Source organism: Archangium gephyra, assembly GCF_042230915.1.
Classification (GTDB): domain Bacteria; phylum Myxococcota; class Myxococcia; order Myxococcales; family Myxococcaceae; genus Archangium; species Archangium gephyra_B.
Genome location: NZ_CP102578.1, coordinates 8225730 through 8240402, shown reverse-complemented (window position 1 = coordinate 8240402; position 14673 = coordinate 8225730). Strand labels below are relative to the sequence as shown.

Here is a 14673-nt window from a genome sequence, read left to right as displayed (position 1 = left end):
GCGAAGAGGACGCTATGAGCCCGGCGCAAATGGCCTAGAGTGCGCGGCCGTGGAAAGGCGACTCGAAGGCATCCGTATCCTGGTGACGCGCCCCCGTGAACGCTCGGAGGAGCTGTGCTTCCTCCTCGAGGACGAGGGCGCCGAAGTGCTGCATGTGCCGCTGCTGGAGCTGTTGCCTCCGGAGGATCCCCGCCCGCTGGTGGCGGCCGCGGAGGCCATCCAGCGCTACAAGTGGGTGGTGTTCGCGAGCCCCTCGGGAGTGGAGGCGTTGATGGAGGCGCTGCGCGAGGCGGGCACCGTGCAGCTGCTGTCGCGGGTGCGCATCGCCGTGGTGGGGCCGCGCACCGCGCGCACCGTGGAGGGCTATGGGCTGACCGTGGCCGTCGAGTCCCCCGAGGGCACGGGCGCCGCGCTCTACGAGGTGATGCGCCCCGGTTTGGATCCGGAGGACGAGGTGCTGCTGCCGGCCGCGGAGGAGGGACGCCGCGAGATCGAGGACGCGCTGCGCGAGCATGGCACGCGGGTGACGCGGGTGACGGCATACCGCTCCCGGCCCGCGCCGCTGCCACCCGAGGCCCAGGCGCTGCTCGAGAGCGCCCCGCCGGATGTGGCCCTGTTCGCCTCGCCGCGCACCGCGGAGGCCTTCCTGGAGGCGGTGGGGCGCGAGCGGCTCGGCTCGGCCCGGCTGGTGGCCATCGGGCCCACCACGGCGGCGGCGCTGACGCACCTGGGGCTGCCGGTGGCCTCGGTAGCCGAGCGGCCCACCCCCGAGGCCCTGGTCGAGGCCACTGTCCGGGCGATTCGCGGGTAGACTGTCGCCCCCAGGGGAGGGGTTCCGCCCTGAACGCGCCGGGATGGACCGGCACCCCCGCTTCGTTTCCCCTGGCCGCAAGGAGACGCCGTTGCCAGCGCCCGTGACCCCGCCTGCTGCTCCGCCGAGCCGGAGCAAGACCGACTTCACCCTCTCCTTCGTGCTCGAGGCCCTCGTCTCGCAGCGGGTCCTCACCGCCGATCAGGCGCAGAACATCGCCACCCGTGAGGCCGCCGCCCGCGCCCGCGTCCTCAAGAACAAGGGCATCGTCGGCACGGACGCCGCCCGCTACGACGTCTCCCCGGTGGAGATCGTCGCCGCCTTCCAGGTGCCCCTGGCCGATGGCCGCGGGGCGCTCGACGAGGACCGGGTCACCGAGCTGGTCGCCCGCTCCTCCGGCCTGCCCTACAAGAAGGTCGATCCGCTCAAGCTGGACATGGCCATGGCCACCCGCACCGTGTCCCGCCCCTTCGCGCAGAAGCACGTGCTGCTGCCGCTGGAGAAGGCCCCGGACGGCCGGCTGGTGGTGGCGGTGGCCAACCCCTTCGACAAGGAGCTCTTCGAGAGCATCCACGTGCTCACCGGCATGCCCATCGAGCCGGTGTTCGCCTCGAAGACGGACATCCTCAAGGCCATCGCGGACATCTACGGCTTCAAGCGCACGCTGGCGAAGGCCGCGGATGACTTCACCAGCAACTCCCAGAACTCGCCGCAGATCAGCAACTTCGAGCAGCTCGTCACGCTCAGCGGCCGCCAGGAGCTGGACGCGGCGGACCAGCCCGTGGTGCAGGCCGTGGACTACATGCTGCGCTACGCCTTCGACAACCGGGCCTCGGACATCCACATCGAGCCCAAGCGCAACACGTCGCTGGTCCGCCTGCGCATCGACGGTGTGCTGCACCCCGTGTACACGCTGCCGGCCGGCGTGCACCCGCCCATCGTCTCGCGCGTGAAGACGCTGGCGCGCATCGACATCTCCGAGAAGCGCAAGCCCCAGGACGGCCGCATCAAGACCGAGCGCGATGGCCGCGAGGTGGAGCTCCGCGTCTCCACGCTGCCCACCGCCTTCGGCGAGAAGGTGGTCATCCGTGTGTTCGACCCCGAGACGCTGGTGCAGGACATCGCCCAGCTCGGCTTCGACCCGGACGAGAAGCGCGTCTTCGAGTCGTGGATCGACCAGCCCCACGGCATCATCCTCGTCACCGGCCCCACGGGCAGCGGCAAGACGACCACGCTCTACTCGGCCCTCAAGGCGGTGGCCGGCCCGGACGTGAACGTCGTCACCATCGAAGACCCCATCGAAATGGTGTGGGACGGCTTCAACCAGGTGCAGGTGCAGCCCAAGGTGGGGTTGGACTTCGCCAGCGCGCTGCGCAGCATCCTGCGCCAGGACCCGGACGTCATCATGGTGGGCGAAATCCGCGACGCGGAGACGGCGGAGAACGCCGTGCAGGCCGCGCTTACGGGCCACCTGGTGCTCTCCACGCTGCACACCAACGACGCCATCGGCGCGGTGGCGCGTCTGAAGGACCTCGGGGTGCCGCCCTTCCTGCTGGCGCAGAGCCTCATCGGCATGATGGCCCAGCGCCTGTTGCGGCGCGTGTGCCCGCACTGCGCGCAGCCCACCACGCTCACGCCAGACGAGCTGACCCTGCTGGGCGCGCCCATTCCGCTGCTGCCGAGCGGGGTGAACATCGTCAAGGGCGCCGGGTGCCCGCGCTGCCGCGGCACGGGCTACTGGGGCCGCACGGGCGCCTTCGAGATCGTCAACCTCAACAACGATCTGCGCGAGCAGATCTCCCGCGGCGGCAGCCACCAGCAGATGCTGGACGCGGCACGCCGGGGCGGCACGCGCACCCTGCGCGAGGCGGCGGTGCGCAAGCTGGCCATGGGCCTCACCTCCTTCGACGAGGTGGTGCGCATGACGTCCGTGTCCTGAGTCCTGAGCGGATTCCCCCAGGGCCGGTGCGACAACCGAGCGCCCGGCACGTTATCTGTTGGGTAGCCCACGGATGAGGGGGGATGTGGGATTTCCGGAATACCAGCCTGGCCGTGGGGTTACCCTCTGGATGCGCGGTGACCTTCACTGAAGAGGGAGAGCCATGGCGGGAGGAAAGACCGGAATGACGCGACGTGACTTCGTCGGCTACGGCACGACGGCATTGGCGATGGCGGGAGCGGGCGAGCTGTTGTCTGGCTGTGCGACGACGCAGCGGGCGGGCCCGGGCGGCCCCGGGGGCGGCTCGGATGGACCCTTGCACTCCATCGGGTACTTCGCGCGTTTCGGCGTCGACGAGACCCTCATCCGCGAGACGCTGGCCGCCGCCCTGTCGCGAGGCGGGGACTACAGCGACCTCTTCTTCCAGCACCGGGTGTCCACCTCCATGGCGCTCGAGGACGGCGCGGTGAACAAGGCGTTCACCACCGTGGAGCTCGGCGTGGGCGTGCGCGTCGTCAAGGGCGACCAGACGGGCTACGCCTATACCGAGGAGCTCACGCTCGAGGCGATGCGCAGCGCCGCCCGCACGGCCGCCGCCATCGCGGATGGGCCCTCGCGGCCCGGCCCCCAGCGCCTCCACATCTACAAGGAGCTTCCGCAGCGCTACGTGCTCAAGCTGGGCTGGGACGCCGTGCGCCCCGAGCAGAAGCTCCCCATCCTCGAGGGGCTGAACACGGCGGCCTTCAAGGCCGACCCGCGCGTGTCCAAGGTGACGCTCTCGTTCTCCGATGAGCACGGCGCGGTGCTGGTGGCCGACAGCAACGGGCGGCTCGTCGAGGACGTGCAGCCGATGACGAGCCTCTACCTGTCCTGCGTGGCCGAGCAGAACGGCAAGCGCGAGCAGAACACCTACGGCGTCGCGGGCCGCGCGGGGCTGGACTTCTACTCGCCCGAGCGGCTGGAGCGCGTGGTGCGCGAGGCGGTGAGCCGCACCACCATCCTCTTCGAGGCCACCCAGCCGCCCGCGGGCGAGCTGCCCGTGGTGCTCGCGGCGGGCTCCTCCGGCATCCTCCTGCACGAGGCCATCGGCCACGGCATGGAGGCGGACTTCAACCGCAAGGGCACGTCCATCTACGCGGACAAGCTCAACAAGCTCATCGCCCAGCCCTTCGTGAACATCGTCGACGACGGCACCAACGAGTACGCGCGCGGCGCCATCAACGTGGACGACGAGGGCAACGTACCGGGCAAGACGATGCTCGTGGAGAACGGCGTCCTCACCACGTACCTGCACGACTCCATCTCCGCGAAGCACTACAAGGTGAAGCCCACGGGCAACGGCCGGCGCGAGAGCTACCGGCACGCACCGCTGCCGCGCATGCGCTCCACGTACATGCTCCCGGGCCCGCACAAGCACGAGGAGATCATCGCCTCGGTGAAGAAGGGCATCTACTGCTCCAACTTCAGCAACGGGCAGGTGAACATCGGCGCGGGCGACTTCACCTTCTACGTGAAGAACGGCTACCTCATCGAGGACGGCAAGCTCACCCGGCCCATCAAGGACGTGAACATCATCGGCAACGGGCCGAAGGTGCTCGAGAAGGTGGACATGGTGGGCGATGACCTCGTCATCGACGAGGGCGGCTGGACGTGCGGCAAGGACGGCCAGGGCGTGCCGGTGTCCCAGGGCATGCCGACGGTCCGGGTCGCATCCATCACCGTGGGCGGACGCAACGCTTGAGGGAGGCGGGAATGAGCACGACGAACACCACGAATCTGGCGGATGTCGCGCGGCAGGCGGTGGACCTGGCGCGCCAGAAGGGCGCTTCCGAGGCGGCGGCCACGGCCAGCCGCATGCGCGAGGTGGAGATGCAGTGGCGCGATGGCCGGCTGGAGAAGGTCTCCGAGGCCACCACCCGCGGCCTCTCCGTGCAGCTCTACGTCGAGGGGCGCTACTCCGCGGTGTCCACGAGCGATCTGCGTCCGGAGGCGCTGGAGCGCTTCATCTCCGACTCCGTCGCGATGGCGCGCGTGCTGGCGCGTGACGAGCACCGCCGGCTGCCGGAGCCCGAGCTGTACGCGGGCCGGGCCGCGGTGGACCTGTCCATCGAGGATCCGCGCCAGGCGACGCTCTCCTCCGACGACCGGCAGCGCTTCGTCCGGGAGCTGGAGGCGGGGGCGCGCTCGGCGGATACGAAGGGCGCCATCCTGTCCGTCACCACCGGCTTCGGGGACACGCACCGGGAGATCTTCCGGGTCAGCTCCAACGGCTTCGAGGGCGGGCTGCGCGGGACGCAGTTCGTCGCCTCGGCGGACGTGAGCGCGCAGGATCCGGACGGGCGCCGGCCGGAGGAGAGCGACTACGCCGTGGCGCGCTTCTTCGAGAACCTGCCCGACGCGGCCTCCCTGGGCCGCCGTGCCGGAGAGCGGGCGCTGGGGCGCATCGGCTCGACGAAGGGCGCGTCCGCGGTGATCACCATGGCCGTGGACAACCGGGCCGCCGGCCGGCTCGTGTCGATGCTGCTCGGGCCCATGTCGGGCGGAGCCATCCAGCAGAAGCGTTCCTTCCTCGACGGGAAGATCGGCCAGAAGGTGGGCAGCGAGCTGCTCGCGCTCACCGACGAGCCGCACGTGAAGCGGGGCCTCGGCTCGCGCCTCTTCGACGGAGAGGGCATCGCCGCCCGGCCCATGCCGCTGTTCGAGGCGGGCGAGCTGCGCACCTACTTCATCGACACCTACTACGGCCGCAAGCTCAAGGCGCGTCCGACAACGGGCAGTGCCTCGAACCTCTCCTGGAAGCTCGGGAGCAAGGCCCAGGACGCGCTCCTGGCGGACCTGAAGGAGGGCGTCCTCGTGACGAGCTTCCTCGGAGGCAACTCCAACGCCGTCACGGGTGACTTCTCGTTCGGTGTCCAGGGCTTCCGCGTGCGCGGCGGGAAGATCGCCGAGCCCATTGGCGAGATGAACATCTCCGGCAACCAGATGGATCTGTGGAAGCGGCTGGTCGCCGTGGGGAACGATCCCTACGTGAACAGCGCGATGCGCACGCCCACCCTCGTCTTCGAGGGCGTGCAGTTCGCCGGCGTATAGCCTCGGGCGACGTGGACGGTGCCCGCTCCCCGGTGGATGGCCGGGGAGCGCGGTGCGTCCCGGTGCTACGCGGGCTCGATGAAGTTCAGCCGGTAGCCGTCGGGATCCGTGACGATGATCTCCCGCGTGAACCACGGCTGCACGGTGGGCCCCTCGACGTGTGCCCCCTGTGCGCGCGCCCGCGAGGCCACCTCCTCCAGCTCCACGGCGCCGATGCGGAAGCCCAGCAGCACGCCCAGGCCTCGCTGGCCCTCCAGCTTCACCACGGGGGGCAGGGTGACCAGGTACACCTCCGCCTGCTTCTCCCACTGCAGGTGGATGAAGGGCGGGGCGGCCTGGGTCCGCTTGAATCCGAGCGCCTCGTAGAACTTCGCCGAGCGCTCCGGGTCCGACACGAGCACCTTCACGAATGACGACAACAGCTGATCGCTCTCCATACGCGCCGTCTGTAACACGTGGCCGCGCCAGTCGCTCACGGACATGGAATCCCTCCGCCTCCGGGCTCAGGCGGCCGCGCTCAGGACGAGGCGCAGCTCGGGCCACCGCGCGCCGGGAGGTGGCCGGACGCTCACTCCCCGGGGCCCCTGCGTGCGGAAGCGGATCCTCCGGCCCCGCAGATGCCGCCAGTCGTCGAGCACGACCTGCCACTTCCATTCCAGGACTCCGCCGGGCGTCTTGACGAACTGCAGCAGGAAGGTGTGGTGCTGGTCATCGAGCGGCTGGTTCGCGCTCTGGAGCACCTCGCCGGTGTCCGCGTCCTCGAGCCGGATCCACGCGCCCCATCCCAGCTCGCTCCGCTCCTGCGGCGCCCAGGCGAACCACCGGCCCGAGAGCACCAGCCGTCCATTGTCACTGAGCCGCGGGGCGTCGAGCTCCGGCGACCGGGGCCAGAGCGGAGTGGGCTCGGAGGTGCGCGGCTGGGGCTCCGTGAGGGCCGGGTGCTCGCCTGGGTTCACCGTGAAGCGGGCCGCACCTGACGGGACGGCCGTCGTGGTGCTCGCCGCCAGGGCCTCGAAGTGCTCGAGGAGCCAGTGCTCCGTGTTCCGTCCCCAGAGGGTGCTCGAGCCCTCGTAGTGCTGGGCCTTGTACTCGTGCTCGGTGGTGAGGTAGCCGGCGTACTCTCCGCACACGCCCGCGACCATCACTTCCCGGGCGCCGCGCGCTCGCATCGCCTGGGCCAGCTCATGCGCCAGCCAGGAGGTCGGCTCGCCGGGACAGCCCATCAGCCACAGGTCGCCCACCTTCACCAGCCGCAGGGGCAGGGTGTGCGGCTGGTAGTTGAGGGCCTCGCGGATGTGCCGCACCAGCGCACGCGGAGGCGCCTTCGGCCACTGCGGATCGCTGTCCGGCAACCCCTCCAGCCGATCTCCCTCCTTGAAGAAGGGCACGCCCTCGCCCAGCTCCGAGCCCCGGAGCGTTGGCGCGCCGACGAGGGCCCCCGTCGACAGGTGCCTGCCGTCCTTCAACGTCGCGTCGCGAATGGTGGGCTCGTCGAAGAGGGCGGTGATGCGCAGCGAGGGGCTCACGTGGGCGCGCGCGTCCTCACAGGCCCAGGCGAGCTGGCGGCCCACCTCATGGCCTACCTCATCCACCAACGCCAGGTTGTCCGCCTGGTCCTCGCGCTTCTTCTTCAGCGCCTCGAGCGTCATGCCGGGCCGCATCGCATCGGCGTCACCGATGGCGCCCGCGGCGAGCCCCACCACCGGCCCGGGTCCTCCCTCCGCGCCGCGCAGCAACTGCTCCGCGTGACGCGTGGCCACGCCGAAGAGATCCGGCGAGCACAGGGGGTGCTCCTTGGCGATCAGCGACGCATGGGCTCCGAAGACGCCGAAGGCACCGATGGGACGGTGGGGCGCCTCGGCCTCCTCGGCCCAGAGGACCTGGATGCGCGGATCCACGCAGACCTGATCGACCGGGAGGCCCGGGGGCACGGAGGGAGGGGCGCCCGAGGGGAAGCCCAGCACCGAGACTTGCTGGCGGAGGGCCGCGTCATCCAGGCCGGGGAAGTTCTCGCGCAGGGCCGCGAGGCTCCGGTTGCGCGAGTACCCCCAGAGCCGGGCCACGCCGTGACCAGCACGCGCGGGGCGCAGGCGCGCACAGGCCTCGCGCACGGCCAGCGCCATCCGCTCCACGAGGTAGTCCACCAGGACCTGGTCCAGCCCCCGTGCCCTCAGGAGCGGCTCGGTGGGCGCGAAGGTGTCGTAGTACGTGTTGGCGTAGAGGTTCGCCGGCCCGCTGTGCGTGTGCGTGCCCGCGAGGAAGAGGCGGCCGACGTGCAGGCCCAGGGCCGCGGTGTGCTCCGCCAACCGCTCGGCGAGGTAGCGCGTGCCGGCGTGGAGATCCACCGCGAGGAGGGCCACGCGCTCGCCCTGGCCGTCATCCAGCACGAGCACCCGCGCGAAGAGCCGGCCCCACGCGCCCCGTGCGCGACGCAACCCCAGCAGGGTGGGGCCCCAGCCCGCGAGCGACGACTGGAACCCGGGCGTGATGTCCACCCGGGAGGCGCCCGCCTGGAGGAGGCCCGTGGCGGGGAGCGGCTCGGGTGTGCGCCGCTGGACCTCGACCACCTCGGGTGGGAAGTTCATCAACAGCGTGTCGTCTCGTCCCATGCGTGCCGCCCCCCGTGCAGAGGGATGGAGGGGCGGGCAGGGGAGTGTGATGGAGCGATTCCGGGGGCCCGGCCGCCTGCCACCCCTCTCTCCGGGTGGGGAGAGGGGCGGGGAGGCCAGAGGCTAGAAGCGCGCCTGCAGCAGCATGTTGAAGCCCAGCGCGTGGGGATCTTCGAAGCTGGGCTGCGCGACGCCGAAGACGTCGTCCCGGAAGGTCGTCCGGTTGCGGTCGTAGGTGTAATAGACCTCGCCCACGGCGGAGACGCTCTCGGAGAGATCCCACCGGAAGGTGCCCTTGGCGGAGATGATCGGATCCGCCAGGCAGATGGCGTTGTCGTCGCCGCACGTGGTGGGGAGGATGCTCAGCACGTTGACGTCACGCACCACCACGGTGCGCGTGCCCGTGAGGCCCGGGGGCGGGTTGTTGCCGCCGAAGAGCGGATCCGGGCTGCGGAACGACGCCGGCTGCTGCACGCCGATGATGAAGCCCGGGGTGAAGTGCAGCGCGGGGATGTGGTAGTCCGCGCCCACCGCGAAGAACATCTCCGGCTTGACCTCGGTGCCGTCCGGGAAGTCGTTGAAGGGCGGCAGGCCGGGCACGTCGAACTGGATGAAGGACAGGTCGCGGAACAGGCCCAGCGCGTGGAAGCGCCAGTAGTTCCACTTGGCGCGCGCCTGCAGCGCCACCGCCCGGGCCTCCTGCGGCACCGTGCGGCCGAACACGTCCGGATCCGACAGCGTCTGCACCAGGTAGCTGCCCTCGAGCGACACCGTGTACGACAGGCCGCCCGGGTACTGCTCCGGGGAGAAGAAGCGCTGGTAGACCTCGGGATCGTTCCGGTACAGCCGGAAGTCGATGCTCGTGCCCACCGGCGCGCCCACGTGGTAGACGGCCTGCGCGGACACGCCCGCCGAGTTCACCGGCGCCTCGACACCCAGCGCGGCCAGACCCGGGACGATGCCCTTCTGGAAGTAGCCGCCGCCGGCCTCCACGCGCAGCGTCTCGAGCACGTCCCAGCCCGCTCCCGCCATGAAGCCGTAGAGCGTCTCCTGCTCCTTGATGAGATCGTTGAGCACCAGGGCCGTCTTGGCGCCCGCGTACGCGTACCACCGGTCGCGCGTGAGCTGGAGCCGGGCGCCCGGCACGCCCGCCGCGGCGGCGCGGGTGGTGAAGATGCCGCTGCCGCCCCAGGAGATGCGGTAGGCGTAGCCCAGCCGGAAGCGGTCCGCGGACACCGGGAAGCCGGTGAGCGACAGGCCCTCGTTCTCACCCCAGCCCTGGGGCCGGTAGTGCAGGCGGATGTAGCTGGAGTTGTCCCGCAGATCGATGCCACCCGAGGGCCGCTCCAACATCAGCACCGTGAGGGCCGCCTCGGTGGTGAGGCCCTCGAAGAACGCCGGCATCCGCTTGTAGAGGACGATGTTGGACAGCGTCTCGAAGCCGGAGAAGCGGGTGTTGAAGTTGTCGTAGAACTGGGTGTTCTGCAGACCACCGCCAAACCGGGCCGTGGGGCTGTTGGGCGTCGTCTCGCCCGCGTTGGCGAAGACGTTGTCGTCCGCGAAGGCGAACGACAAGCGGGTATCGACGAAGTCTCCGGCCCATGCGGGCGCGGAAAGGGTCATCAGCCCGGTCAGGGCCAGCGTGCGCAGCTTTCTCAAATTCCCTCCAGGCGCGGCGGGGGGGCGCCGCTCCTTCCCAGCGCCCCTGGGAATGGGGCGCTCACTTCGTTCAAGACAACGACAGCCTTACTGACAAGCCTTGATGGGCCGCGGGCACTGCATGCCGGGGCCCGGGTAGCAGCAGAGATCGTCCTGGTCGCGCGGCAGCACCATCCAGCGCGGCCGGGCGGCCTGGACGTGGCGCAGGTGGCCCACCACGTCATAGGTGGCCCCGTGCAGGTAGCGGCACTGCTGGGCCGCGGCCGCGTCCGGGCTGCTCTCGTCGCAGTCCACCTTCAGGTCCGGCACGGCATCCTTCGTCATGAGGAGCATGCGGGTATGGGTGTTGCGCGCCACGGAGCAGCGCGGCGCCGGGCTCACCGTCGCCACCGGCTGCGCGGCCAGGAAGGCCACCAGGCTCTCCCCGGCGCTCATGACGACGTCCTTGCGCGTCTTGGCCGGCAGCAGCTCGTTCGCGTTGGTGGCGGTGACGGTGCCCTCGCCGAAGCTCACGTAGGTGTCCACGTCGCACCAGATGCTCACCGCGGCGCCCGGCTCGTAGCCCGAGCTGATCTTCTTCGAGGAGGTGTCGGACAGCACCACCTCCTGCCGGCGGTTGGCCAGTGTGTCATCCAGGCCGGCCTCGCGCGGACCGGGACCCGTCAGCTCCACCACGAACTGGCCGAAGCCCGTGAACTGGGAGCGCTCGGAGCAGCGGGTGTTCAGGTACGCACCGGAGCCGGTGGTGCAGTCGATGCTGCACTGGCGCTCCTCGGCGTCCGGATCCACCGCGGGCGGCGGGAAGGCGCAGCCAGCCCACGTCCACACGCCGTCGATCGTCGTCTCGCAGAACATGGGTACGCTGCCATTGCCGTTGAGGTCGCAGTTCTTGAAGACCTGCGGGAAGCGCACGCGGCGCAGCTTCACCAGCCCCGACTCCAGGCTCTCCATCTTCAGGTTGCGGCGGTTGTGGCCGCACGTGGTGTCGGTGATGAAGGGCGCCAGCGTATTGTCCAGGCCGCAGTGGCGCAGGTTGATCTCCACCGGCGGGTTGAGATCCAGGTACTTGTTCCACTGATCCGGCGGCAGCTCGCGCACGCGCTCGCGCACCGTCCAGGAGGGGAAGGTGAGCTGGGTGGTGGAGGTGAACTCCTGGATGGAGCCGGAGAGCGTCCACAGCAGATCTCCCGGGTCCAGGCCCTCGGGGAAGCTGTAGTTGTAGACGAACATGGAGCCGAACGAGCCGGGCAGGTAGCCGCTGGGCTCGGGGGCGCGCACCTGGGCGGCCGTGCTGGTGTCTTCGCGCACGGGGCAGGCGGTGATGTCGGTGACGAAGAAGCCAGAGGGATCCGTCCCCGTGACCAGCAGGGTGACGGGCTTGGCGGGCTCGGGATCCGGCTGGCCGTCGCCGTTGAGGTCGCGGTCCGGGCAGTTCTGGTACTGCACGGAGCCGGACTCGGGGGCGCGGCCGATGGTGACGAACTGCCCCACGAAGGGTGAGGTGCGGTTGTCGTTGCCCTGCGGCGACTGGACGGCGGAGAGCGTCGGCTCCTGGAAGTACAGCGTCTCGGAGGAGCCGGCGGCGTAGGAGCGGCCCGCGTCGGGCTCGGCCGGGGGTGTGCCCGCGACGCCACCGTCGGTGTAGTGCAGCTCCACGGGCTCGTCCACGGCCCAGATGCGCACCTCACCGTAGACGTTGCGGGCCCGCACCTTGCCGGTACCGCGGCCGCGGGTGAGCTTCGTCCAGACGTAGGAGTAGTCCTCGGACAAGTCGCCCGGTACCACCTTGAAGGTCACCGGCCCGTTGAAGTCGAGGGCCTTGCCCGACTTGTCCAGGGCGGTGACGTCCAGCAGCAGCTCCACCTGGCCGCCGGGGATGACGTAGCGGCAGTCCTTGGTGCCGCGCATGGCGGCCGGCACCTGGTCCGTGCGGGTGCCGTAGAGCTTGATGCAGGAGGGCACGACGTCGAGCGCCTGGAGCGCGCCGCCGGAGCTCACCGAGGAGATGCTCTGCACCACCACGCGGAACGAGCCCACGCTCTGGGCAGCGTCCGAGTCCACGTTGTAGCAGCCGGACAGGGAGGCCGCGGCCGCGGCCATGAGGAGCCACTGGTTCTTCATTACTTCACCCTCCGGCCGATGCGGTTGTCCTCGGCGGCGTTGGCGATGGGCATTGCGGTGGGGTTGGCGCAGAAGGTCTCGAGCTGCCGGGTGACCGAGCCGCACTCCTGGGCGCCGGCCAGCGCGTCACGGCAGTAGCAGCGGCCGGTGTACGGGCCCTGGGGCACGTTGCAGGTGGTGCGGATGATCTCCGGCGTGAGGCCCTCCACGTTGCAGCGGCTGGAGGCGTCGTCGGGCAGCGTCAGGAGCTGGCCGCAGGTGCAGTCGCCCAGCTTCTTGGCCAGCGCGTCCTCGAAGGCCTGCGTCTGCTTGCAGAAGTTGATGGTCTGCTCGTCCACCACCCACTTGCCCGCCACCAGCGTGCCGCAGCGCTCGCCGGACTTGGACGTCTCGCGGCCCGCGTTGATGTCGTCGCAGGTGCAGAAGCCCTGCATGTAGCCGATGAGCGAGTCGCGCAGGGAGATGCCCGTCTCCTGGCGGGTGGTGTTGCGCTTGAGGACGCTGAAGCCCGAGCCGCCCTTGGCGATGTAGTCGTTGACGGCCACGCGGTACATGCCGTTGGGGTTGATGGGGTTGCCGTTGATGACCACGTCCGTGGCGGGGCGCGCGTAGCAGCGGGCGCCGTCCTGGTCCTGCAGGCACTGCCAGGGCGCGTGGCCCTCGCGGCCCGTCTGCGGGCAGTCCTTGGCTTCGTTCGCGGGCTCGCAGGGGATGCGCAGGTCGTTGAGCTGCACCTGGGCGCAGTCCATGGTGAAGCGCGCGCCGGAGATCTGCGCCTGGCTGACGCAGCCGCGGCTGGCGGAGCGCTCGGCGACGAAGTCGAGCATCTCCTGAATCTCCACGCCCGAGAGGTACATGATGTTGATGGTGTTCTCGAACGGGAAGACGTTGAACATGGACTCCTGGGAGACCACGCCCGCGTAGAGGTTGTCGCGGATGCCCAGCGAGTTGGTCAGCGCCATCTCCGCCTCGACGGCGCGGCGCTTGCGCATGGAGTCCGCGGCGATGTTGCCCAGCGGCGAGTCACCGCCCGTGGAGGTGTTGCGGCGGGCCACGTCGTGCGGCGCGTAGGAGAAGATGGACGTCAGCTGCATGTTGAAGTCCATGCCCAGCAGGAAGGGCTGCAAGAGGTCCGTCGTCTCGCGGTCCTCCAGCTGCTGGCACTTCGCCATGGCCTCGCGCACGCCCGGGGCGTTGATGAACTGGCCGGGGTTCCAGAAGTTGTCCTGGTAGTAGGCGCGCATGGCGTCGTCGCACCACAGGCCGTCCAGCGGGAAGACGCGGTAGTCGTGGCTGACGACCTCGGCGCCGTCGATGGTGCGCTCGTCGGCCTTGGGCACCTTCACCACCAGGTCCGCCCGGCCCACGTACTTGGCGAAGGCGCCCGAGTGCGCCAGCACCACCTTGCGGCCGCTCGGGTCACTGAGCTGCTGCGGCGGGTTGAGCACCACGTGCAGGTGGCCGCCCAGCACCACGTCCAGGCCGGACACGCCCGGGATGAAGACCTTCACCACCGCCTGGGGGTTGTTCTCCTGGGTGGGGTCCGCGTACTCCAGCAGCTGCCACCGGTCGTGGTCGCGCTCCAGGTAGGGCTTGGCGCGCTCGTACTCGTAATAGGCCTCGTAGCCGCGGATGAGATCCTGGTCCTCGGTGAGACCCAGGTGGCTCACCACCACCAGGAGATCCACCACCGGGCGCAGCATCTCCACGTAGGCGCGCGCCGCCTCGTTCTGCTCCAGCGGGGTGGCCTGCAGCGAGTTGCCGCCCTCCGTCAGCGAGTTGAGCGAGGAGATGTTGGCCATGCCGATGATGCCCACCTTCAGGCCCTGCACGTTGCGGATGACGTAGGGGACGGTGTTGAGCAGGGCCTGCGCGTTGCCGGGCTCGCTGGGGCTGTCCCAGTAGTAGTTGGCCGCCATCAGCGGGAAGGTGGCGAAGTCGCGCGTCTTCTCCACGAAGTTGAGCAGGCCGGCGTCGAACTCGTGGTTGCCGATCACCGCCGCGTCCAGGCGCATCCTGGACAGGAAGCTCATCTCCGCCTGGCCGTTGTTGAGGTTGAAGATGGGCGCGCCCTGGAAGCAGTCACCCGAGTCCAGGTGCAGCAGGCGGCTGGCGCGCTGGCGCTCGCGCTTGAGGATGGCGCCCATGCGCGTGGCCCCGCCGAAGGGGCCGGCCTCGGGCACGATGCCCAGGTCCGTGTCCGTCTTCAGCGGCGCGAAGTCGTACGGGATGAGCCGCGAGTGGATGTCCGAGGTGTGCAGCAGCGTGAGCCGCACCTCCTGTCCACTGAGGTCGAGGTCCTGCTCGCCCGTCATCACGGGCATGCACGAGGCGCACAGCAGGACACAGAAGAGTCCGGACAGGAGGCTTCGCATTCGGGGGCGGATCCGGGGGGCTTGAAGAATTTGACCGTTAGACGACGGCGCAAGGTACGAGACAAATGC

Annotated in this window: 9 protein-coding genes; 4 read left to right on the top strand and 5 right to left on the bottom strand. The window is 70.0% G+C overall.

The window, feature by feature from the left end; all coding sequences use genetic code 11:
- The first annotated feature begins 49 nt into the window (after positions 1-49).
- The 4 genes from NR798_RS32195 to NR798_RS32180 all read left to right on the top strand — a co-directional run bounded on the left by NR798_RS32195 (position 50) and on the right by NR798_RS32180 (position 5840).
- Positions 50-811 (top strand): uroporphyrinogen-III synthase, encoded by a 762-nt coding sequence (locus NR798_RS32195; protein ID WP_375766351.1) that lies wholly within the window; start codon positions 50-52, stop codon positions 809-811.
- Between the two features lie 91 nt (positions 812-902).
- Complete coding sequence (locus NR798_RS32190; RefSeq protein ID WP_375766350.1) at positions 903-2750, top strand: GspE/PulE family protein; 1848 nt, start codon at positions 903-905, stop codon at positions 2748-2750.
- Positions 2751-2934: 184 nt separating this feature from the next.
- On the top strand, positions 2935-4491 hold the full coding sequence (locus tag NR798_RS32185) for a TldD/PmbA family protein (RefSeq protein WP_375766349.1): 1557 nt from the start codon (positions 2935-2937) through the stop codon (positions 4489-4491).
- 11 nt (positions 4492-4502) lie between these two features.
- Positions 4503-5840, top strand: a complete 1338-nt coding sequence (locus tag NR798_RS32180) for a TldD/PmbA family protein (RefSeq protein ID WP_375766348.1) — start codon at positions 4503-4505, stop codon at positions 5838-5840.
- A gap of 65 nt (positions 5841-5905) precedes the next feature.
- Here the strand turns inward: NR798_RS32180 and NR798_RS32175 are convergent, their stop codons facing one another.
- The 5 genes from NR798_RS32175 to NR798_RS32155 all read right to left on the bottom strand — a co-directional run bounded on the left by NR798_RS32175 (position 5906) and on the right by NR798_RS32155 (position 14604).
- Entirely contained in the window at positions 5906-6262 is a 357-nt protein-coding gene (locus NR798_RS32175) for a VOC family protein (protein WP_375773853.1), read from the bottom strand.
- Positions 6263-6343: 81 nt separating this feature from the next.
- Positions 6344-8449 carry a neutral/alkaline non-lysosomal ceramidase N-terminal domain-containing protein gene (locus tag NR798_RS32170; protein ID WP_375766347.1) on the bottom strand — a complete coding sequence of 702 codons (2106 nt, stop codon included), beginning with the start codon at positions 8447-8449 and terminating at the stop codon, positions 6344-6346.
- 123 nt (positions 8450-8572) lie between these two features.
- A complete protein-coding gene (locus tag NR798_RS32165) occupies positions 8573-10072 on the bottom strand; it encodes a hypothetical protein (RefSeq protein WP_375773852.1) in 1500 nt (499 codons plus the stop codon).
- Positions 10073-10195: 123 nt separating this feature from the next.
- Positions 10196-12229, bottom strand: coding sequence for a hypothetical protein (locus tag NR798_RS32160; RefSeq protein WP_375766346.1), 2034 nt, complete (start codon positions 12227-12229; stop codon positions 10196-10198).
- A complete protein-coding gene (locus NR798_RS32155; RefSeq protein WP_375766345.1) occupies positions 12229-14604 on the bottom strand; it encodes a bifunctional metallophosphatase/5'-nucleotidase in 2376 nt (791 codons plus the stop codon). The genes NR798_RS32160 and NR798_RS32155 overlap by 1 nt, the downstream gene beginning before the upstream one ends.
- Positions 14605-14673 lie beyond the last annotated feature (69 nt).

Bases quoted from the DNA above. Each gene is read 5' to 3' on its own strand.
- NR798_RS32165 (WP_375773852.1), bottom strand. From the start codon at position 10,072: ATGACCCTTTCCGCGCCCGCATGGGCCGGAGACTTCGTCGATACCCGC.
- NR798_RS32160 (WP_375766346.1), bottom strand. From the start codon at position 12,229: ATGAAGAACCAGTGGCTCCTCATGGCCGCGGCCGCGGCCTCCCTGTCC.
- NR798_RS32155 (WP_375766345.1), bottom strand. From the start codon at position 14,604: ATGCGAAGCCTCCTGTCCGGACTCTTCTGTGTCCTGCTGTGCGCCTCG.
- NR798_RS32185 (WP_375766349.1), top strand. From the start codon at position 2,935: ATGACGCGACGTGACTTCGTCGGCTACGGCACGACGGCATTGGCGATG.
- NR798_RS32170 (WP_375766347.1), bottom strand. From the start codon at position 8,449: ATGGGACGAGACGACACGCTGTTGATGAACTTCCCACCCGAGGTGGTC.
- NR798_RS32180 (WP_375766348.1), top strand. From the start codon at position 4,503: ATGAGCACGACGAACACCACGAATCTGGCGGATGTCGCGCGGCAGGCG.